This is a genomic window from Eubacterium oxidoreducens (genome assembly GCF_900104415.1).
GTDB lineage: Bacteria > Bacillota > Clostridia > Lachnospirales > Lachnospiraceae > Eubacterium_C > Eubacterium_C oxidoreducens.
Genome location: NZ_FMXR01000008.1, coordinates 74,836 through 97,565, shown reverse-complemented (window position 1 = coordinate 97,565; position 22,730 = coordinate 74,836). Strand labels below are relative to the sequence as shown.

Annotated in this window: 16 protein-coding genes; all 16 read right to left on the bottom strand. The window is 41.1% G+C overall.

Going from position 1 to position 22,730, the window contains the following annotated elements:
• Position 1: 1 nt before the first annotated feature.
• Positions 2–502 carry a DUF2798 domain-containing protein gene (locus BLS20_RS05825; RefSeq protein ID WP_207645152.1) on the bottom strand — a complete coding sequence of 167 codons (501 nt, stop codon included), beginning with the start codon at positions 500–502 and terminating at the stop codon, positions 2–4.
• A gap of 125 nt (positions 503–627) precedes the next feature.
• Positions 628–1,752: a cation diffusion facilitator family transporter gene (locus BLS20_RS05820; RefSeq protein ID WP_176762310.1), complete on the bottom strand. Its 1,125-nt coding sequence runs from the start codon at positions 1,750–1,752 to the stop codon at positions 628–630.
• A 10-nt stretch (positions 1,753–1,762) separates the two neighbouring features.
• Positions 1,763–5,725: an efflux RND transporter permease subunit gene (locus BLS20_RS05815; RefSeq protein WP_090173198.1), complete on the bottom strand. Its 3,963-nt coding sequence runs from the start codon at positions 5,723–5,725 to the stop codon at positions 1,763–1,765.
• 119 nt (positions 5,726–5,844) lie between these two features.
• Entirely contained in the window at positions 5,845–6,900 is a 1,056-nt protein-coding gene (gene rfbG / locus BLS20_RS05810; protein ID WP_090173196.1) for a CDP-glucose 4,6-dehydratase, read from the bottom strand.
• A gap of 4 nt (positions 6,901–6,904) precedes the next feature.
• Complete coding sequence (locus BLS20_RS05805) at positions 6,905–8,110, bottom strand: acyl-CoA reductase (RefSeq protein WP_143010233.1); 1,206 nt, start codon at positions 8,108–8,110, stop codon at positions 6,905–6,907.
• Between the two features lies 1 nt (position 8,111).
• Entirely contained in the window at positions 8,112–9,188 is a 1,077-nt protein-coding gene (locus BLS20_RS05800; RefSeq protein WP_090173357.1) for a LuxE/PaaK family acyltransferase, read from the bottom strand.
• 1 nt (position 9,189) lies between these two features.
• Positions 9,190–10,569 (bottom strand): AMP-binding protein, encoded by a 1,380-nt coding sequence (locus BLS20_RS05795; RefSeq protein WP_090173193.1) that lies wholly within the window; start codon positions 10,567–10,569, stop codon positions 9,190–9,192.
• 145 nt (positions 10,570–10,714) lie between these two features.
• A complete protein-coding gene (locus BLS20_RS14080; RefSeq protein WP_176762308.1) occupies positions 10,715–11,977 on the bottom strand; it encodes an adenylyltransferase/cytidyltransferase family protein in 1,263 nt (420 codons plus the stop codon).
• Between the two features lie 17 nt (positions 11,978–11,994).
• A complete protein-coding gene (locus BLS20_RS05785; RefSeq protein WP_090173190.1) occupies positions 11,995–13,458 on the bottom strand; it encodes a Coenzyme F420 hydrogenase/dehydrogenase, beta subunit C-terminal domain in 1,464 nt (487 codons plus the stop codon).
• On the bottom strand, positions 13,421–14,665 hold the full coding sequence (locus BLS20_RS05780; RefSeq protein ID WP_090173354.1) for a LicD family protein: 1,245 nt from the start codon (positions 14,663–14,665) through the stop codon (positions 13,421–13,423). The genes BLS20_RS05785 and BLS20_RS05780 overlap by 38 nt, the downstream gene beginning before the upstream one ends.
• Positions 14,666–14,724: 59 nt before the next feature.
• Positions 14,725–15,198 (bottom strand): 3-hydroxyacyl-ACP dehydratase FabZ family protein, encoded by a 474-nt coding sequence (locus BLS20_RS05775; protein ID WP_090173189.1) that lies wholly within the window; start codon positions 15,196–15,198, stop codon positions 14,725–14,727.
• Between the two features lie 11 nt (positions 15,199–15,209).
• On the bottom strand, positions 15,210–16,442 hold the full coding sequence (locus BLS20_RS05770) for a class I SAM-dependent methyltransferase (RefSeq protein WP_090173187.1): 1,233 nt from the start codon (positions 16,440–16,442) through the stop codon (positions 15,210–15,212).
• 12 nt (positions 16,443–16,454) lie between these two features.
• Positions 16,455–17,468, bottom strand: a complete 1,014-nt coding sequence (locus BLS20_RS05765) for a radical SAM/SPASM domain-containing protein (RefSeq protein WP_090173185.1) — start codon at positions 17,466–17,468, stop codon at positions 16,455–16,457.
• Positions 17,469–17,480: 12 nt separating this feature from the next.
• Positions 17,481–18,425 carry a hypothetical protein gene (locus BLS20_RS05760; protein WP_143010232.1) on the bottom strand — a complete coding sequence of 315 codons (945 nt, stop codon included), beginning with the start codon at positions 18,423–18,425 and terminating at the stop codon, positions 17,481–17,483.
• A 32-nt stretch (positions 18,426–18,457) separates the two neighbouring features.
• Positions 18,458–20,713: a glycosyltransferase family 2 protein gene (locus BLS20_RS05755; protein WP_090173181.1), complete on the bottom strand. Its 2,256-nt coding sequence runs from the start codon at positions 20,711–20,713 to the stop codon at positions 18,458–18,460.
• Positions 20,714–22,726, bottom strand: coding sequence for a radical SAM protein (locus tag BLS20_RS05750; protein ID WP_090173179.1), 2,013 nt, complete (start codon positions 22,724–22,726; stop codon positions 20,714–20,716).
• Positions 22,727–22,730: the final 4 nt, after the last annotated feature.

Below are 22,730 nucleotides of genomic sequence, written 5' to 3'. Positions count from 1 at the left end.
TCTAATCCTCCTGCGCTTTTCTTTTCATATCCTGATGTTTATGCCATCTTTTCATCACCTGTCGGGCAATCGGCTGTGCAAACAAAAGCTCGCACCACATTGCCACGCAGAAGTTTCTCGGCCAATGAAGCGGCCAATCTGCAATAGCCTCACTAACCGGCTGCAGAAACATCACCGGTCCTATAAAGGTCATACTTGCAGACATTCCAAATACGACAAATAAAATATTAAACAAAATCTTAGCGTTAAATCCATCAGACGGCTCAGAAAACTTACCAACCATAAAGTTCGCAAACCTGCCAACTACAAAAGTCTCCAAAAGCATTGCCACAATCCATACCGGAATGTAAGCCTTCCCGATACTTGCCCATGTACTTGCATCTAATGATCCAAATGTCGTTCCAAGATTCAAAACCAGCATCACCAATACGGTAAGCGCACATATAATGCTTCCGTATGCAAAGCCTTCCTTTCCGGAACGCGGTAATCTAGCGTCTCCCATAATTTTTATCCTCCAAATTTTCATATCCGTTTTCAAGCAACTTCTACTATTCTACTAAATTTTAAAGGGAAAAATCCAATGGGAATATCGACGAAATTATGTCCAATTTTTACCGGATTCTATTGTCAATCTGAATAATTTAAGTCCATACCCATCGTAATTTCATACTCAGGATAGCGGCTTTTAATTTCTGTTTTTAATTCTTCGAATCGCTTCTTTCTTTCTCGATGTTCAAAACTATATACGACGTCAAATGATATCTCTTTCTCCTGAGGATTCATATAAAATCCATGCACTGCCATCACCTCATACTCTTTCGCCAGCGCTCTGATCCTCACTAGTTCATCCAAAGCCTCCTGCTGACTTGAATTTGAAGCATAGATTCCGATTCCCGTAAGGATAATCCCGTATTCCGTATAAATCTTATTCACTATCTTACGCTGCAAAGTGTCAAGCTGTGGCAATGTCATCGCATCGTCCACCTCAATGTGAACAGAACCCTGGTAATTATCCGGGCCATAATTATGTAGAATCAAATCGTACGCTCCATTGACCCCCTCCATCGATGCAATGGCCTTCTTTACCTGCGAGGAAAGTTCCGGTGCAATTCTCTTGCCCAGAATATTACCAACAGTCTTAAGAAGCAACATAATTCCCGCCTTTAATACAAAGATGGCAATCACTACCGACAAAATCTTATCTGCACTAAACCCGGTCAGAATAAATAACAGTGCAATAAACAATGTTGCAAATGAAAACTGAGCCTTCTTAATTGCGCTTCCCGCGGCAGCCATAAGACCATCCGACTTTATCTGAGTTCCCTTTTTCTTTAGATACAAACCGATTACATATTTGATTACCAGCGTTAACACCAATATAAAGATAGAAGCCGCCGAATAACTTGGGTCGTAATCAAGCGGTGCTTCCATCCAGGCAATCAGCCCCTGCATTGCGCCTACAAGAGACTGCACTCCTGTGTATAACAAAAACAGGGCAATTAACATCGTCGAGATGTATTCAATTCTTCCATATCCAAACGGATGCTTTTGATCAGCTTCCTTATGAGCCAGCACAACGCCGACCAAAACCACAAGCGCAACAAGAACGTCAGAATAATAACTGACGGCATCCATTATCATCGCAGAAGAAGATGACAAAACTCCTGCCACCACTTTAGCCGAAGCCATGATGGCAGTTGCCAATATGTTAAATACACTTGCTTTTATTACGATATTTTTTCGGTTATCCATGATTAGCTCCTTATTGATTCCCCGTCTCCCCACGTGTCGCATCAATACCGTATTCTGCTACAACCTGCGCCGTCTCATCCTCGATTTCATTAAGATCCATCTTAACATCCACATAACGAGGTGGTCTGCGATAGAAGATATCATATAGTACCGGCACAATAAATAATGTCATCAGAGTTCCATATAACAGACCAAAGCATACCACGATGGCCATACCCTTTTGCATCGCATTACCGGCATCCTGTGAAAATACCATAACACTAAGTGAAAGGATTGTCGTAAGCGCCGTCATGATAATCGGACGCATACGGACCTTACCGGTAATGACAAGCGCCTGCCTTTTCTCAACTCCATTACCACGAAGCCTGTTCGCGTAATCCACGAATACAATACCATTGTTGACGACGGTTCCCATCAAGATCATAAATCCCATCAGAGACATCGCCGTAATATTCATGCCAAAGATAATCAGTCCAATCATACCACCGGTAAATGCAAGCGGCACCGTGAAGATTACGATAAACGGTGACATCAAGCTCTGGAACTGCGCAACCATAACAAGATAGATCAGTAAGAATCCAAGTGCGATCGCATAGACAAGCTGTCTTACCATGTCCATTACCTCTTCCATCTCTCCTGCCATCTCAATCTTATATCCATCCGGTGTATCATAGGAAGCAAGCAGACTCTCCACCTTTTCCGAAAGCCTTGTCGCATTATAATCATCCGAAACAGACGCCGTAACCGACAGATATTTTTCCTGATTGTCGCGGTTAATCGAAGACATTGCATACCCTTCTTTAGTCGTTGCAAAATCCGACAACTTATAGGTCTTTTCTTCGGTTGTACCGTCGGTATTCGTTACCGTCGCCGTAATCTCACAGTCAAGCAGATTCTCATACGTTAGTTCATCGCTCTCGTCTATGATTTTCACATCGACATCCGTATCGTCAATGTCCATCGTAATGGAATCCTGCTCTGTCGTAATTGCTGCCGCAATCTGCTGGTAGATGGTTGCAACCGTCAATCCCTTCTTGGCCGCTTTATCCTTATCAATCGTCAGATGAATTTCTTTATCATCTTCTGCAACTCCATTATCAATTTCTTCAAGTCCGTTGACATCCGCCATTATCTTCATGACATCTTCACTGATAGCAATCAGCTGCTCTTGCTCATCTCCATAGATTTTCACCTCTACGCCGCTTGACATCAAAGAAGAGGCACTTCCCATGGCAGAGGATTCCACGGTAAATTCTTCGCAGTCAAGATCTGCTACCTTAGCTCGAATATCCTTAAGAATCTTTCGGTATTCTTTTGTCTTCGTGATTCCTTCATCGGTAATCACATAAAATACAAAGGATGAATAATCCGCCTCTGCAGCCGCTCCTGCAACCATGGAATCAGACTGGGCACTGCCATCTAAGACACTGACCTTATCGACGCCATCGACCTGCAAGATTAATTCACTCGCCTGATCTGCCAGCGCTATGGCATCTTCATCCGAAGTATCTTCTTTCATCGTCATACTTCCCGTAATCTGGTTGCTCTCCATATCATCCAGCATAGAAAGGCCGGTACTTGCTACCCTCGAACCACAAAGTACAAACAGTACAATTGCGATGGCAAGCGGTACCACCTTCTTACGAAGACAAAATGAAAGTGCCTTTCCATAGGCATCCTGAATTCGATCCAGCAGCGGATGCTTAATATCCCTTGGCTTTCGAAGAAGAACCGTTCCCATAGCCGGTACAATCGTTACCGATACAAGAAGCGACGCAATCAGTGCATAAGAAATCGTAAATGCAAATGGCATCAAAAGGTCTGCTATATATCCCGTTGTAAATACCATCGGCAAGAACACGCAGATCGTCGTAATGGTCGACGCGATAATCGAACCTGCTACCTGCTTCGTTCCATAGACAGCCGCCTTCGGAGATGGGTAACCCTGCCCCCTTAGACGATAGACATTTTCCATAACCACAACGGAGTTATCGACCAGCATACCGATACCGATACACAATCCCGCCAGCGTCATAACGTTCAGTGTCAGATTCGTAAAGTACATAACAATCAGCGCAAAAAGCACACTAAACGGAATGGAGAATGCAACCACGAGCGTTGGTCTTACGTCTTTTAAGAATAACACCAGTACCACAACCGCAAGAATTGCACCAAGCAAGATACTACTAAGTACGCTCTTTACAATCGTGTTAATGTAATCCCCCTGGTTCATCATAACGGTAAAGGACAATCCATCGTAGTCCTGCTCAAGCTTATCAAAGCTGTCCAAGAGCTGGTTGGTTACGGTGGTTGTAGACGCTGTGCTAGTCTTGTAGGCCATCAGCATCAGGGCATCTTCTCCATTGACCTTAGTATAACTTTCATCGCCGGTCTCTACCACGGTGACCGCCGCCACATCTGACATCTTAATCGTGCCGACACCTTTAATCTTCGTCAGCACCATCTCTTGCAGATCCTCCGGCGTCTCATATTCATCGCCGACCTGCACCAGCCACTGCGTATCGTCCTCATCGGAGATATAGCCTGCCGGCATAGAGAAGTTCTGCGCCGTAATCAGATTCGACAAAGTCTCAAGATCGAGAAGCGCATCTAGGTTAGAATTTTCAATCGCCGCTTCCATGGAGTCATCGAGCTGATCTTGTGCATCCTCAAGGCTCTGTTCAGAGCTTTCTAAATCTGACAAGGCATTGGCCAGCTGCGCAGAGCCGGAGCCAAATCCGGATGCTGCTGAGTATCCACCGGCAATCGTCTCCGACTGCGTCTCATCAAGATTCTTAATCTGCTTATTTAAAGCCTTAATCATGGCCTTTGCAGCTTTTATCTCGATCTTCAAATTCGCAAGTTCTGTATCAATCTGCGGAATTCGAACCTTAACAACATTATAAACCTGCTTCAGCGAGCTGACCGTAATGTCCTTGACCTGATCGCCATAACCGATGCTTGTCAGCCAGGTCTTAAACTTGGTAAATTTCTTGGTATCATTGACCGCATCTTCCACAGAAGACGGAATCTCAATTCCTGCTGCATCCGCTACTGCGCCAAGCTGCGTTTCAAATGTCTCAAACATCGCATCAAGGCTCTCATAGGTCTCTTCAATCTTCGCATCCTCGTATGCCTGCTTTTCTCCTTTTAGAGCGCTTTGGTTGGCTTTTAACGCAGTCAGATTCGCCTGATAAGCAGCCTTCGTTGCCTGTGCACTTGACAATGCCACCTGTCCGTCTGCAATCTTTTCATAAGTTTCCGACTCTGAATCGGACAACTCCTCTTGCTTCTCCTTAAGTTCAGACTTGGCATCGGAAAGCTTTGACTTTCCGTCATCGATCTCTTCTTGTGCGTCAGAAAGTTCCTCATTGGTATGCGCAAGAATTCTCTTATTGACATCCTTAATCTTATCCTCGTCTAAACGCACCTCAACCGTTGTCTCTATACCACCGGCTGTCGCAATCGATGCCACGCCTTCTTGCTTTTCCAGATATGGTTTCACGATCTCATTGGTAAAGTTCGTAAGCTCACTAAGTTCCATGCCCTCATAGTTCACATTGGCATACATAGAAGCCATCATATCCATACCGATTTCCATGAGGTTCGGTGTGCCACATCCCTCTGGGAATTCAATCGTATCAACAGCCTGTGATACTCTGACTAAAGCCGAGTTCATATCGGTATCACTACCGAATTCCAACGTCACAAGACCGTAATTATTCGAAGACGTACTTAATACATTCTCAACGCCGCTGACCGTTCCAAGCGAACTTTCCAGCGGCTCCACCACGTCTGCTTCCACTTCATCCGGCGAAGCTCCTGGCTCCGTCACGATGACCATAATATAGGGCAGTTCCATCTGCGGAAGAAGGTCTGTTTGCAACTTCCTCAAAGATACTGCTCCGATTACCAAAACAATGACGACCGTTACCAATACCAAAAACGGTTTTCTTACAAATATCTTTGTCATAATCTTTTCCTCTCCAAACTCATAGACTAGTTATCCTAAATTATATTTATTAATTATACCCCAGTTTAGCAATGACTAACAAGTCGTAAGTACCAAACCGGGGTATATTTTAGATTTTTTTAATAAGATGCTATCTGTGATAAGCAGATTTCATATACATCCTTTTCTTTTCTTTGCCGATACCAGTCAGTAGTATATTGAACGGCCTGCTTCACATCTAATTTTGGACACCAGCCAAGCTGCGTCATCGCTTTTTGCGTATTTAAGGTCAGCTTCCCAGCTTCATGAGGTGCATCTGCCTTTGAGCAGTCCAGGCGCTCTCCCTTTCCGTAGCACCTTATGACTTCTCCTGCAATATCCCATACGGTCCAGATATCATCTTCCTTAGGGCCAAAATTCCATCCACCCGAATATTTCTTCGGATCTTGTGCGAGCTTTTGAGCAAGCATCAGATAACCACTTAGCGGCTCAAGCACATGCTGAAACGGTCGCACTGCGTTTTTGTTTCGTATCTCAATCGGCTGACCACTTTCAATGGCCCTAATGCAATCCGGCAAGATTCTGTAAGCGGCCCAGTCACCTCCGCCGATGACATTACCGGCACGTACACTTGCAATTGCCTTGTGATGTTTTTCATATGCATCAATCGGAAAATAAGAATTTCGGTAAGACGCGATTAAGATCTCATCACAGGCTTTTGAGGAACTATAAGGGTCATATCCACCAAATGGATCGGTCTCCACATACCCTTTTAATGTTTCCTTATTATCATAGCATTTATCCGTCGTAATCATAACGGCCTGCTTCACCGAATCGGTAAAGCGAATACACTCGAGCACATGAAGCGTTCCCATGACATTTACCTCATATGTCTCCACCGGATTTTCATACGAAGTTAAAACAAGTGGCTGCGCAGCCAGGTGAAATACCACCTCAGGCCGGTAGGTTTCAAATGTTTCCCTAAGCTTCTTCGTATCCCTAATATCTCCGCGAATATCTACCATCTTTTCTTCCAGATGCGCGAGCACGAAGTTGTCATCCGGCGTATGCGGATCGAGCGCATAACCAATCACCTTCGCTCCCATCGATATCAGCCAGATACTAAGCCACGAACCTTTAAATCCCGTATGACCGGTCACAAGAACCGTCTTGTCTTTCCAAAATGATGTATCCATATCTTTACTCCAATGTGATAATTCTTGATAGTTCCCTGATAATATCGTATCCATCCCAATAAACAGTGATGTCGAGGGCTTTTCCGATTGGCACAATACGGTCTACCCCTTTCCTCTTCCGGCTAGTAAGCTCCTGATAGGTTTGACGAGGTTCTAGGCCAAAGTACAGACAGCTTTGCGTTCTTTGCGTCAAAGCTTCGCCAAGTTCTCCTAAGTCTTCTATCTCGATTTCATAAAAATCTCCAAACTTTCCCCTTAGCTGTTCAAACGAATCCGGCACTTCGCTAAGCTGTGATACATATAACAGATTCTCATATCTTTTCACAGATGTAATCTGCGGATAACGCATTACATTTTCCGTATGAGTGGTATATTTCCCGGTGCATTTAATATCTGCGAGCTCATACTTTTTTGCAGTCTCATATACCGCATTCCAAAACCTGTCTTTTGCATCTTGCATGTCATCGCAATCAGACTTCCAGCAGATTAGATGCGGGGATGAGCAGGCATTTTGATCCATTAGGTAGGTATCATTATAAAATCCTTCCGCAAGCGATTGCATCTGCTTGTCATCTGCACCAAGTACTGCCTTTGCACTAAGTACGGCAAAGGAATAACGATCTGCAAAATGTATTTCCACAGCTCTTGGGTGCATCTTAAGTGGTGCAAACGAAGCTATCGTTTCATCGCCGCCCCAGATAACTCTGCCACTGCAATGCTTAGACAGATAAGCGCTCCATTGAGAATCTCGATCATAAGATACAATTGCAATATTATGCTCCAGATACGAATACTCATCATCCAATAATTCCCGCATCAATCGACATACACAGGTAATCTGTCCAAATTCTTTTGTTGGAACGCGAAGCACATTAACATTTCCAGCAAGCAATCCAAAGGTCAAAGAAAAGAATGCATTCACCGGTACATTGGACGGTGCCACGTGAAAAATCATGCCTCGCCCCATCCGTATCTCGTTGATCTTAGCTTCTTCTTTTAACCGATTCAGATTCGCACTTCTAAGATAGAACCCAAGCGAAACCACATCCGGATACTGCTTTGCCTCATTATCTTTCATAATTTTTCTGGATAACGCATGTAAAAAGTTTATGACCTGCTCATCATATGGTTCATATAATATACCGGCGTCTTCTTCACACATCTGTATGAAATTGTCCTGATTTCCCACTAAAAATTTAATATCATCCATCTTATTTTTTCTCAAATGTATCCGAACATCCTCTTACTTCTGCCTGCTTGATTCTTCCTGTTATCTTAAAATACTTGCCTTTTCTTTTGCACGGACAATCATCCACTCCTAAGATAATTCCCTTATCTTCCGTTAAGATAGAATGCCCCGGATAAGACTTTGGAATCATGGAAAGCACCTGTACAATTCCTTCTTCTCCAATCTCACACTCAGAAAAATCCTCCGCTCTTCGCATGATGACATCTGAAAATACGCTCGCATGCAGATGGCCTTCTTCACATTCCATGTACACACATCCGGTCTGCTCCACCATGCCATAATAATCATGTACACTTTCAATACCGGCCACTTCTTTCATACACTTGTGAAACTGAAGTGGTTCTACCGCTTCGCTAACCAGCTTCTTCCAGCCGCCGCCATGCACCATAATTCCTCGTTCCAGATTCAGATGGATTCCGGCTTCTTTTAAAGGTTTGTAAAAATACTGCCAGATCATAAAGGTAAATCCAAAGATAAAGATTGGTTCACCTTCATGCTCCCTGACAAATGCGCGAACGCCTTCCACATCCAGCTTCATATCATCATCAAGTGCATACATCTTCTTTGAGCCGAACATGGAAAATCCCAAGATGCCGGCTCCTCTGGCTGAAAACATCTGCCTGTTTTTTATCACAGACGGCGTATCGATAATCAACATTGGAATTCTCTTTTTCCCCAGAAACTCTTGCATAATCTTAGACAATGTCTTTTGCTGATGCGCAGCTGTTTCTTTATCCAGGTAAATACGCGACACCTGCTGCCCGGTTGTTCCCGATGATGTCATTACCTTAAAGACATCTTCCTTCTCAATACTTCGAAGTTCCATATCTTTAAAGATTCGAACCGGAAGATAAGGAATCTCGTTTTCTTCTTGAAATGCTTCACTTTCTATTCCTTGCACCTTAAGAAAACGCCGATACTCCTCACAATGCCTCTTATGATACGTTGTAAGTTCATTCATATATGCAATTAGAATCTTCTCTTTTTCCGCTTGCGATAACGCATAGACCGGATAGCTTAGTATCTTCTCATAATCCATATCATTGCTCCAATTTGTTATATAAGATCTTACCGGCATCATTTTTCGGAATTTCCTCTACCTGCACAGCTTTAAATGCACTTGGATGAAGTCCGCTCTTTTGACTGATATAATGTCTGATGCTTGCTTCATCGGCTTCTCCGACATAATAGATTGCCATCTTATCGTCACTTCCTGCGCAGGCAATTTCAAGATTTTCAAATTCTCCATTTAACAATCGTTCTGTCTCATCTAGGTTTACGCGATTGCCAAAGATCTTCAAAAAACGTTTCTTTCGACCAACAATGTAAAAATAGCCTTCCTCATCCATTCTTGCCATGTCACCGGTCTCTAAGACTCCGCCCCTTTCATCGCCGCGCGCAAGATCTTCTCGTTGCTGAGCATAGCCAAGCGTCACGTTCTCTCCTTCATATACCAGTTCCCCGACCACATCCGGCTTTGTAATCTCTTGTCCGTCTACATCTTTTAGCCACAGCTTACCGCCCGGGATTGCGATTCCCATGCTTCCGTATTTCTCCAGTGCTTTTTCGCCCGGAAGATATGCCATCCTTGCAGTCGCTTCAGTCTGTCCGTACATCACAATAAATTCTTTTCCCTGCTCTATGGCATATTCGGCAAATTCTTTATGAAGCTCAGCCCGAAGCTTTCCTCCGGCCTGCGTCATATAGCGTAGAGACGGCAAATCCATCTGAAAAAATCGAAGACGCTTAAGCATCTCATACGTATACGGAACGCCTCCAAAACTTGTAGCCTTTTGTTCCTTTAAAAAATCCCAAAACTCTCGCTGCATCAGTGTATAATCAGTCAGCAAAATTGTTGCATGACACAGCAGATGACTATTTATGATAGATAATCCGTATGTGTAGTTCATTGGAAGCGTGGTAATCGGTCTTTCTGTCTCATCCAGCTTTAGATACTGCGCAATCGCCTCGGCATTCGACTTAATATTTCGATAACTTTGCCTTACCAGCTTCGGACTTCCCGTGCTTCCCGACGTCGTAAGAAGAAGTGCAAGTTCCTCTGCCATCGGCTCTTTTTCATTAGCGGTCTGTAACAGTACATAATCATACCTGTTCCACACTTCTTTATAGGCCGCATAGGCTTCTTTCATCTCTACCGGCACATACAGATACTGCGGCCTGTAGATTTGAATCAGATTCTCTCTTAATTCCTGATCGATATCCGCCTTTAATAACAGCGGTACATTCTTACTTGCCAGAAATGCCAGATATCCTACTACAGAACCAATCGAATTTTTGCAAAACGAAAAGACCAGATTGCGGCGTCCCTTAAGCTTTGCTGCAAGCTGTGATTTCATCTCTTCTAGTTCTTCATATGTTATGGAATTGTTTTGATCGTCTATAAATGCTGTGTTATTCATAAGTCATCATTCTTTCTCCCATTTTTTTCGGATTTTTTTAGCTGCTTCTGCGTATAAGGTACCACAGATCGGTAAGTTCGCTGACTCCCCACAGACATACTCGTTGTATCTGTGGATAGAGATCACAAAAATGTACCGCATCATCTTATTCCTCTCCTATCATATTCTTCTCAAAAACAAATATATACCGACCATCCGCATATCTTCTAAGATTGCTCATTCGATACCCCTGTGCAAAAAACAATCCACAAAAGTAATCATATGAATAAAAATGTTCTCCCCAAAAAGGTTGTTCCCGTTCAAATTCATTCCATAATTTTTGATAGGAATCAATTCCCCGATAGGAACAAATCACATAAGGACTATGGAATTGTTCAATAATTCTTTCAGGATGTTTTAAATGTTCAAGTACTCCAAGCAGTGCATAACAATCCACATCTAATTGCGGCAGGGGATCTTTGTTTAAATCAGCAACAATTGTATCTTCGCTTCGTTTTACGTAATCTACTCCAAAATAATTGATTTCATTTGGAAGAATTTTTCGCAGCTTTTCATCTCCGCATCCTATATCCGCAATGGAATGAACCGTTGATGGCAACAGTTGAACAGCTGCTTTTGCCCTTTTCCCCCAGCAATTATTTTGAAACACATCTTGCTCTTGCCCTTCTAGCTGCACCCATTGTTGTTTTTTGCAAAGGTAATACTCTTCACCAAGCTCATATCCTTTAAAGAAATGCACGTTTTCTTTTAATCCATAGGACCTAAGAAGCTGTGCTATCTCATCGTAATATAATTCATTTACGATAAAAACAACAATTTTATCAGGATCTTCTTCTTTTAATTTTTCCGGAGCTTCAATCTTCTTACCATAGAAATGACTTCCCTGCACCGCCGGATCCGAATTAATAAAATAATCCACATGTTCCAACTGCTCAATGGTTAAATACTTCTTTGCCATATTGCCGGATGGAAATACTATCCTCTTTTGACCGGATGGGTTGATTTTATCCCGAAGCATTGTAGAGGATACATTCTTTGTATAGGGAAAGTAAACAACCTCCACACCAAGAGACTGCATTTTATTTTCCACATCCTCATACATCTTAGAACCCTTCCAGTCGCTTCCATGAAATAAAACATCAAAATGCAATTTTTGATATGCCTCCGCCTTATCCATGGATTGTTGTACAACCACCTTGTCAACATAGCGAATGGATTTCACAATTTCCATCCTCTCCTCTAAAGAAACAATTGGCATATGCCCCTTATATTGCATTACCAACTCATCTGTTGATACTCCCACAATCAGCGTCTCGCAAAGTTCCTTGCTCTTTTTTAAAATTTCCAAATGACCTTTATGAAACAGATCAAATACACCGGTTGTATATCCAACTCGATATTTTTTCATATGGCGCATCCTCCTTTTTATAATGTGGCATCACAAAACAATTTATGCGGAATCCGATCTTTATAAAGTTGCTCATGAATTGATTTTGCCGAATGATAATCATGTACCGTAATATAAACAAAGATATCCTCTCTATGTTTAACTTCCTTATATGGAAGATATACCGGCTCAATCTGATTCGCTCTTTGATCCTCCCCAAAAGAGCTGGTGTAATAATCAAACTTAAGAATCTTTTCTTTCTGCAAGCGAAAATAAGTTTCCCCGATTCCATACGCGCATAATAGCTTTCCCTGTTCTGATTCCTTTTGATAATAAAAGGCATCTTCTACGGTAGCCAATCTACGTTTTGGTATTGGCTTTAAATATTTATCTATAATTTCTTCATATGATATTTGATCAAGATCGTGATAGAACTGTTTTCTATGCTCCGGCCTTTTAGCAGATGTCAGCAAGCTCTTTGAAACACATACGACATTATTTATATCAGTTTTTCGAATCCATAATCTATGTGCAATCTTTTCCATCAGCGCATTGCCTTTATTAGAATTAACAAGCACATGTGAAATCCCTTTATCGTCGAATACATCCGTATATAAGAATTCACTCCCCCAGGCATCCGCTAAGGACAGGTCTCCCATTCTGGACTCCCCTTTAAATCTACAATCATAACAACTATTATTTAATGCATATCCTCTCCACATTGATACAAAATACGGATCTTCTTCTGCATAAAATATATGTTGCACCCCATCTTTTGTATCGATCTCTAAAGTAATCTGTGCATGGCCTCCTCTTAATTTTGAGCGCATCGAAACCGCTGATATTTCATTAATGCCTTGCGCTTTGCGAAAAGAAATATACTTTTGAAATCCTTTTATTGAGAGATTTCCTCTACATACCAATTCCACCGTATATAGCAATTTATATTCTTTTCCAAGATAGGCTCTAAGACCGGCAATCTGACAAGGTAATCCCACAAACAGAATCGGACACCTCTTCTCTAATTGTCGTTCTACCTTCTGATAGATATCCTTGATATAACTTTGTAAGTATTTGGACTGACAAAATCCACTCAACTGTTCCTGGTTGTATGCAAGCTGATAAGAAACGCCTCTAAACCCTTTTTCCCATGCAACGCCTGCAACCATTCCCCCATCCTTCAGGATTGCCTCGCCTAATGCATATGCAATTCCTCCAGACGAACTTTTCATCTGAATCGCTTCCTCTTTATTGAATGCCGCATAAATCTTTTGAATTTTATGCGGTTTAACCGGATGCGTAATGGGACATACTCCAATGCATTTTTCACATTCCACACATCGATCAGCATTATATTCCCATGTAATAAATCCATCATGATTTACTATTTCCGTTAATGCTCCATAATCACATCTGTTCACGCAGGCCATACAGCCGGTACATTGTAATTCTGAAGCCAGATTATCAATTACATTCATATCTTCGATCCCTGATAAATACATAATGTTCCGTCAATCCAATATTGTCTAGCTGCTGTCCGATTTCCTGGTAATACATACTTGTGATTAAAATCTGACAATTCTTTGCCTGTTTGATATCTTCTTTTAACTGTTCAAAGGAAATCACCCGGCAACCGTGAAATATCGTCCCCACTTTATCTGGATTTCCATCCACAATATAACGAATTGGATAGTTTTTTCCATACCGTTTCAAAAAATCTTCGCAGGCCGTTCCTGCAGCATAAAGAATCAACTCTCTTTCCCGGTTATATTTTGGGAAATCGGTAAATCGTTCAAATGGGAATTCTTTATAACTGACAAACGGATCAATAATGTGTTCAACATGTTTATAACCACGTTCATGAACCGGTGGCAAAGCCATATAATCTTTCCACTTAATTTCAAGACACCGTTTATATCCTGCCGGTGCCGGCATCATCAAGCCTTCAAAAGAGAGTTTTGTAAGTTTCTCATAATCTTCTTTATACCAGTAACAGCACTCATAATTTGTGCGAAGACAATGAATGGCACTTCGAATGCCTCCTTTATGATTACCTAACTGACAAGCCCTATTAAACTGCTCTATTAAATATTGTTTTCCATATAACTTTTGTAGAAAACGAGCGCGAATACAATACCACCACCACTGTAAAGGCCTGACTTCATAAAAAGCCCGATTGGTCTTCGCGTAGATAGAGGCATAATTAAGCCTTCGATATTTCTCAATTTTTTTAGATTGCTTATAACGCTTTTTCTCATCTTCAATCACATCATCCATTGGAAAGATATCCATATAGATTCCGTTATTAATCGCTTTATTACAATCTGCCAAAAAACAATCCGTTCCTCGTTCATCCCTGATTCGTCCAAATCCCAGGAAATAATCTGATTCGTTTTCGCTGCATTGAAAGAAAAAAGGAGCCTTTAATTCTTCATTCGCAATTTTACGAAAACGTTCATAGTCTTCTCGCGGCATGTTGATATCAATATCATCATCCCACGGAATGAATCCTCCATGGCGAACTGCCCCAAGCAAAGTTCCATGTGCAATGAACCATTTAATCTGATGCTTTTCACATATTTTATTTACTTCACAAATCATTTCAAGTTGCGAATACCAGATGGCTTTCATACGTTCATCTACATACCAGTCATCTCGATATTCCGGTTTTAAAAATTCTTCTCGATTTATTCGATCAAATGTGTTCATTGTTTTTCCTCTATCCTAATATCATTCAGAGAAAGTCAAGACTCGCTCGCCTAATCAACTTATGCAGGTCGATACTTTTTTAATACATCCGGTATCGTAATTGTCAGCTTAATCGTGCAGGCAACTTCTCCATTTACATAACTTTCTACGTGTCCCTTTGCAACGCCTCTTTTAAAGGAATCAAGCGTTGCTTCAATATCAAGCCGCTCTCCCGGTTCAATCTTTCTTTTAAACTTTGCTCCATCAATGGATACGAATCCGGTCTTCATTCCTTTATATTCCGGAATGGTAAGAAATGTCATAAGAAACATTTGCGTAAGTCCTTCTATCTGTACAAATGCAGGCACATTCGGTTCATCATCAAAGTGAACCGGAAAATACCACTCATTATACGAAAAATTCTTAAAGCCCTTGGCATATTGCCCCGGCTTTGCTTCCGTTACATAATCAATAAACAGCATTGGATAACGGTTTTTTTGATATGTCTGTATGTCAATTGCATTAAGGTCATACAGTGTATTATATTCTTCCATTTTGATTCTCCTTATAAAAATCTTGCGGTATGTATTGATTGCTCATAAAAATTACCGTTAATAAAATCATTACCTTCCAGCAGTTCTTCATCCATGATTTCCAGAAATTCATAAAATCCTGTTCCATTATATGGAAAAACATTTTTTTCAAGGCCAAGCTGATGGAGTAATGTAAGCACCTGATAGTGATGCTGCGTTCCTATTCCCAATACAATTAAAACATCCTCTTTTTTCCCTTTTAATGTATGAACCGAAGGAATTGTTTCCTCTTCTTTCGTGACTACTCTTTTAGGCTGTATCCGATAGCATTTATTTAGATATCGTTCTACCTGATTAGCAAGTTTCCCATTTCCGTAGATATATACTTCCTTCGCCTTTGCAACCTTCTCTTCAAGCTGCTTTATTATAGAAGCCCTAGTACATCCGGCGCCCTTTCTTCTATACAACGCAAAGCGATTTCCTGCCAAAGCTTTCTCAAACAGGGCAAGGTACTCTGGTCCATAATCCTTTTCTATTCTTACCCGATATTCCTCCAGCGACAGTTCATCCGGAATATAATTCCAGTTCACAAATAATGCCTGGAACAAATTGTCAACATCCCCATCAAAATCACCGTCTACAGCAACAGCACCGATATTGGCAAGATTTTCAATATTCGAATCATCATCTCCGATATATTTCTTTCCGGAAATTGCACAAAGCGTCACTAATGAAGCATATTCAAACGGAAGGCCATATGTTGAATTAATCCCCAGTAAATTCTGCGAAACATCATGAAAAACAATCGTCGCATCCTTTGCCAGATGTTTCTTAACCGAAATATAATCTAATAATTCACCCGGAAGCGAATGCATGGTATCGATGATGACAAAATCAATTTCATCTCCAATTTCATCAATAAAATACGCAATGCTATGCCCCAACATAAACTGATGAGCATCCCCATATGCTTCGCTACGCTCTTTTGCAATATGTCCACTTACTTTAGACGGATCTACATACCATTGTTTGGTAATATCTACCGAATACACTTGCGGATGAATTCCTAACACATCCAGACAATGAAGTATCAGAGAAGTTGTTGCACCTCCGGATATTCCAATTTCCAATATTTTCTTTGGTTTTTTTAATTTTAACATACCTGATAAAAAAGCCCTGTCATAACGACTCATCTCAGATTGCAATTCATCTTTCGTTAACAAACCATCATCCATTGCCTGATAAAATAATTCTACATTTTCCATAACCGTTCCTCACTACATCACTTTTTTAATATCGATTGGTTCTAATATCGACATCTTGTGCATACAATACTGTTTCATAAACTCCGGATCTTCCGCGGCATAACATTTCTTATGAGAATTTCGAAAGCATTCATAAGAAAATCCAATATCTAGAATCTCTTTTAAACTCTGCTCCTTGATATTGCCAAGCTTCATATGCATGTAAGAACAAGGAAGCACATCTCCATACGGATTAATATACGGACGATTGACCGCCACGCAGCCACTTACGGCAACCTTTTTATTCGGAAGCGGTGGCCAGATATCTCTCCATACATGCTTATACTTATGACGTATTTCTTCCAGATACGCTGCATCTTCAGGCGTTGTCATAATCTCAAACTTTCCCTGCCAGTTGCCTGTCGGCGTAGCAGTCTGAAGTCCGATATGGTATCCCCTGCTTTGACAAAACTCACAGACCTGTTCAATCTCACCGGAATGAATATTATAATGTCCCACCAGAAAATTGACAGACACCTGCATGCCGGCTTCTTTCGCATATTCCATTGCTTTTATGGCATGCTCATAAGCCCCCGGCGTCCCGCGATATTCGTCGTGTACCTTAGGATCCATACTATCGATACTAATCGAAACCCTGGATAGTCCTGCTTCTTTTAGTTTCTTCGCCACCTGCGGTGTGAGCAGATATCCGTTTGTCGTCATTTCCAGATAGAATCTGTCACTACCAAAAGTCTGAATCAAATCATAGATTTCCTTGCTAACAAGTGGCTCGCCTCCTTCTATCAGAATTTCATACATACCAAGTGCATCTGCTTCATCTGCTAGTTTTTTCATCTCCACGAGCGTCAGACTTCCCTTAAGCGGCTTGGTCGGTGACTCGGTAAAGCACTGCTGACAGTTAAAATTACAGGCATTACTGTAATTGATAATTAAACCTCGCGGTTTTATTCCGGTTCCGCCTTCCTTTGTTATATATGCATTATATGAACGCATTTTTTCAATCACTCGTCTATTGTGTAAATCCACGTAACAACTCCTTTAAATAGATTGTATTAAATTTCGATATCTTTTTGCGGTATAGTCATCTCCGGCATTTTCAAAATTATCTGCAATTATGTTTAATTCCTGCACGAATAACTCTTCCGGTTTATGCCCCATAGATATATACGGGGAATAATCAACCTTTGTTTTATTATTTACTGTATGATAAAAGCGAAACATCCCCTTCAAAAAAGCAATTCTTTCAATCGGTTTAAACATATTCGAAATATCCCCATCAAATGTCTTTTGATCATATCCAATTATAGGTCCGAATAGAATTCCGTAGTTATCCTCCAAAGCTCTCGTATAGATAGCAAACTCCATATTGTAGGAAGCATTTGTGGATGTAAACTTTAAACAACGTTTTGTTTCACGATACCTTTTTTTCCTCCACAATACAGCATATTGCATTCCATTCATCGCCATGACCATTTGCTCTAATTGATGCCCTTTCTTATTCCAGCATGCTTTCATTTCATTCTTTTTCGAATAATCAAGGATAATAACTCCGTTTTTATTAAGTTGTTCCTTGTACTTATTTATCTGTGTCCAAAATTCTTTTTTCAGACGCATATCGGGATACAGATATAATATCCACTTTGCACGACATTTTTTGGAAGCATAACTTAAATAGATTTCTTTTCTCTTTATGCCACCTTGCGCAATGCTTAGGTCAAACGGACGCAGAAACCTCTGCCCTTTCATCCGTCGAATAAATGATACATATTTAGAGCGAACACTCAACTTTCTTTCCATAACCCGCACCTTGCACCCTTTTATATCTTGTGCGCGAAGCCATCTTCCAAGCGGTTTATTATTTTGTGGATAAACGATTACCATTTCCGTTCCCTTAGGCGGCTCGCTTTCTTTTATTGCTTTCATCATTTTTTGTGCGTCTTCTATATTGAATGCACAAGTTACAATTCCAATTTCACGTTTCATATTGATTACCATTCAAATATAAAATTCCTATCCTAAAACAGATGCGTAAGACGCTGCACCAGTTTTGCCGCATCATAGACATCCTTTACCGCGAACTCAGACGCATCCATCGCAATCCCGCCATTCTTTTGAAAGCCCTGATAATAGAATTTGCCGTCTACGACCTCATAATGTGCAACACTTCTCGTATTCATTGTGACTTCCTTTTGAAGTATATCGGCTGCCTCAGATGAAAATACCCTAATACTGTCAAGCAGCTGATGAATCACCTTGGTTTTATTTACATCCTTATATTGCACCTGCCCTAGAATGGCCTTTCCTATAATCTCCCATGGAATTCTCTTTAGCGTGGATACCGACAACACTTCCATGTCAATCAGTCTTAGCACCTGACATACCATATTGGCAACATCACCATCGGATGGATACAAAATATCTTCAATATCTCGCTGCGTCGGAAATGAAATATTCGTCAGTTGTTCTTCTCTTCCCTGTGCCAAAGCAATTTCCCGTTTCACGGCTCCTGCAATAGATGCTGCTCCGGAACTATGTCCGCTTAATGCCGCAATCGTAATCGGCAGATTGATATGATAGTAAGATTCATTTAATGCTACATTTAACACACCGGTATATAAATCCTGAGAATGTCCATCAATAAGTGCATCTGTCTTCTCATAAATCTCCTGCATATACCTCCGGCTCATACCGGAATTAATATAACTGACCGGAAGAGAATAGATGGTCTTTGGATAACAAAGAATCAAATCCAGCATATCTCTTTGTGTTTTTTCCTGATACAACTCTCCATCAAGACGATATGGCTTCGGAATAATCAGCTGGTCTTGCTGACCGGAAGCCGTCATACTCGGCCAACAATAATGAATACGGTCCCAGGACAGGATATTCGTTTTCTTTTTTGTTTCTCTTTCTATCAGCCCTTTAATCTGCATAAATCGGCTAAGTGCGTTGATGTTGATTCCATCATCCGCACCAATCGGCATAATAAAATCTCCAAGTGCATTCAGATAGGCATACTCAAAGCTCTTGGTAATCGGAAGCACTCTCGGCGTTCTGATATAACGAATCTTCTCAGAATCCATCTGCTTTACTAAGTCATAGATTTCATAGCGATCATTATCCGAATTGTCGGAAATCAGAATTTCGTAATCCGTATAATCTTGTTCTAAGCATGTTTTTAGCGTAGCGCCAATAGTCTCGGCATTATTTCTGACAGGTAGCACAATGCTGAGTGCATGCTTTGCCTCCCGATACAACGCTTTATCAAAATCCGTTCCAAACAAGATAGATTCATAGATTCCATATCCATTGACGTAAGCAAAACAGGTATCACTTTGTGCATTCTTAATTGCCGTATTTCTGCACACATAGTGAAGAATTTTTCTTGAAACATAGTTTGAGCGCATTCTTGATAATGCTTTTAGATCAGCAAATAATGGTAGTGATGTCTTGGACGTTTGCTTTGATAAATAGTCCACCAATGCCAGTGTTGTAGATTCATAAAATTCACCTTCTAATATCAGATGAAGTGGTACATAGACTTCTACCCCGTCTACAATTTCCATATTCTCAAGACTTAACTGTATATAATTCTCTAAGTCTTTTGGACGCTCAGTTATCTCCACTTCCACCGGAAGTGTCACAAAAATTACCCTTTTTCCAAATGCAGCCAGTGTCATGGCAAATGCCATGTATCGGTCACAGTGCTCCTTCTCATCCAGCACAACAGCAAAAGTATCATACATTGTCATAAACTGATACATATTGTCCGTATTACGCAGTATTGCATTGCTATTAGGCTTACGTCCTTGCCGAATCAACCCAATCAATTCATATCCTGTGGCAAGCACAACATCGTTTTGCCAAAAGTATTTTTTTGATATTTCTCCATAATGCTCGATTTTGTCCGGATCAAACTCCGCAATCCAAGTTGATTCCTCCTCATCATCTTCGTTTTCTCCTCGGGCATATCGTGCAATATTGGCGAAACGTTTTGCCTGATCTGTCACCCCACAAGAAAGCAGATATTGTCTTGTAAGTTCCAACGCTTCAAAGTCCGTCTGTGTCGGATTCTTATAATCCATGGACGACCATAGAATCGGACTTGTTTTCATCGTTCCAAGTTCCAACTCGCACTGCCCCTTTAGAACCTGATAGGCAAGTTCCGGTGATGACTCCTCAATTAACTGATTAACCATCAAAAGCGCCTTATCATACTTTTTTGCCTTATATAATTCTTTTGCTTTCTTATACAAGCTATGTTCTTCCACTTATCTAATCTCCATCTTTTTTATAAAAATCGCACGCTGCCTGTCATCTCTTCCAAAACCAAGTTTCAAAGGAGACACCGCATCCGGATACTCTAGTTCAAGCGTTACCAGATCATCTTGACCGAGCCATTCTTTTTTAATGGCAAATGAATGCTGCGTCACCTTGTCAGAATCATAGTGAAGCATACAGACTTCATGTCCATTTACTTTCACCTGTACATTTTGCTCGTTTACAATTCCCGGTATCACAAATGCTTCTGCTTCGAGCATCATTTCATAATCTCCTTTTTCGCTAAGATAAAACGATATCTTAGAAGTTCGAAGATTGTTCCATGCTCCGTCTCTTTGAATACGGCTGATTCCGCTGTATTCAAGTTCTCGCAATACTCTTGTATCATCTAAGTCAAATACGATTGCTTCTCCACGTTTTAGATAATACGGCGCTCTTGGCAAATGCTTTTCATAATCCGAACGCACACAGCCGGAGCAGTGATAACAGCTCCAATCGAGATGATCGTCTCTTAAACCTCTTCTGATGTTTTGCGCTACCGGTGTATTATTTAGTTCATATAACGGAGAGAAATTGATATTTCCTTCCATCTGCACCATACGATTGCAGTGCATGATGGTACCATTTACGAAAAACATCATAAGATTCCAAGGGTACTTACACAACGCATAATCCTTCGCATGTTGCGGTACTTCCTGGATTACGTTCTTTGGCTTTGGCCATTTACTTCGGTACTCATTAAACTCTTCAACCGATATCGGATAAGGGATGTCTTCAACACTCATATCCAGATTCGCATCAAATCGGTCCGACACATCCACCGTTACGCGACTTGTCTTGCCAAACTCACGCACCTCATCCATAATTCGTTTGGTCAGATGCGGATAATAAGTTGTCATCTGCTGCGGATAGAAATATTCTCTATCTTCATCCATCGGAACGCGCCAGGTTTCCATCCCGGCAATCTCTTCATAGAGCGGGCGAACCACAATTCTATCCACGCCAAGTTCTTCCGCCAGCTGTACTGCAAGCATTGTTTCCTCCAGTGATTCCCGGCTCACCGTATGATGCAGATGAATCTCAAGTTTCTTTCCTTCCGCCGTTCTCTTGTCCGCAAGATACTTCACATTCTTCTTCCAGACTCCAAAATCTCCGCCGCGAAGTCTCTTATAAGTCAAATCACTAGTACCATCCATCGAGATATAGATTCTTTCGAATTTTGAATGAACAATGCGATCTGCGGCCTTTTCATCTAATAAAATTCCATTCGTAACGGTAAACAGTTCCGGCTTGTTATCAGAAGCATCCACATAATCCAGCACATCCCAAAAACGCGGACTCATCAGAGGTTCCCCGCTTATATTTAGATAGATAAAATCTGCATAATCGAGAAGGTACTGATAGCGCTCTACCGGCGTGTAATCTTCTTCCAGATTACGAATCTTGGAGATTTCTTTATTATGATGCGCTTCGCAATGACGACAGTTAAGATTACATCTCGGTGTCAGATCCATAATCATCTGAGTCGGAATCGCATGAATCTCAATCTCTTTATGATCCAATTCCTTTTTGGACAATGCATCGTTTTGCTCTTTTGTAATACCTTCATAGCGTTTCTTATCAATTTCCAGATTCTTAAGACTATAATATCTCGTCACTTTTTCAAAAAGCGTATAAGTCCGATCCTTATCAATTCCTTTTGTCTCAAGCACTCTTTGATCATGAAGTGCCTGCGTTGCAGAAGAAATGATGATGTAATAGTCTCCCTTAACCTCATCTATCGTTACAACCGGTGTGCCATAGATTTGTTTTCCAAGAAAGCTTTTACCCTGATCAATAAATGCCGTCACCTGCACCTGCATTGTCTGTAAGATCTCATATAGATTCACTGCCTGCTCACAAACGGTATAAATATATAATTTTTCATGCTTTGTAAATAGTTCTTTATGTGCTCTAACATACTCTTCTACATACTCTGCCGCATATGTCTCTCTTGTAAACATAATC

What these genes read in the sequence shown, in the direction of transcription:
- BLS20_RS05750 (WP_090173179.1), bottom strand. Translation starts at nt 22,726, where the DNA reads ATGTTTACAAGAGAGACATATGCGGCAGAGTATGTAGAAGAGTATGTT.
- BLS20_RS05760 (WP_143010232.1), bottom strand. Translation starts at nt 18,425, where the DNA reads ATGAAACGTGAAATTGGAATTGTAACTTGTGCATTCAATATAGAAGAC.
- BLS20_RS05785 (WP_090173190.1), bottom strand. Translation starts at nt 13,458, where the DNA reads ATGTATTTATCAGGGATCGAAGATATGAATGTAATTGATAATCTGGCT.
- BLS20_RS05805 (WP_143010233.1), bottom strand. Translation starts at nt 8,110, where the DNA reads ATGGATGATATTAAATTTTTAGTGGGAAATCAGGACAATTTCATACAG.
- BLS20_RS14080 (WP_176762308.1), bottom strand. Translation starts at nt 11,977, where the DNA reads ATGAAAAAATATCGAGTTGGATATACAACCGGTGTATTTGATCTGTTT.
- BLS20_RS05775 (WP_090173189.1), bottom strand. Translation starts at nt 15,198, where the DNA reads ATGGAAGAATATAATACACTGTATGACCTTAATGCAATTGACATACAG.
- BLS20_RS05815 (WP_090173198.1), bottom strand. Translation starts at nt 5,725, where the DNA reads ATGACAAAGATATTTGTAAGAAAACCGTTTTTGGTATTGGTAACGGTC.
- BLS20_RS05770 (WP_090173187.1), bottom strand. Translation starts at nt 16,442, where the DNA reads ATGGAAAATGTAGAATTATTTTATCAGGCAATGGATGATGGTTTGTTA.
- BLS20_RS05795 (WP_090173193.1), bottom strand. Translation starts at nt 10,569, where the DNA reads ATGAATAACACAGCATTTATAGACGATCAAAACAATTCCATAACATAT.
- BLS20_RS05825 (WP_207645152.1), bottom strand. Translation starts at nt 502, where the DNA reads ATGGGAGACGCTAGATTACCGCGTTCCGGAAAGGAAGGCTTTGCATAC.
- BLS20_RS05820 (WP_176762310.1), bottom strand. Translation starts at nt 1,752, where the DNA reads ATGGATAACCGAAAAAATATCGTAATAAAAGCAAGTGTATTTAACATA.
- rfbG (WP_090173196.1), bottom strand. Translation starts at nt 6,900, where the DNA reads ATGGATACATCATTTTGGAAAGACAAGACGGTTCTTGTGACCGGTCAT.
- BLS20_RS05780 (WP_090173354.1), bottom strand. Translation starts at nt 14,665, where the DNA reads ATGAACACATTTGATCGAATAAATCGAGAAGAATTTTTAAAACCGGAA.
- BLS20_RS05800 (WP_090173357.1), bottom strand. Translation starts at nt 9,188, where the DNA reads ATGGATTATGAGAAGATACTAAGCTATCCGGTCTATGCGTTATCGCAA.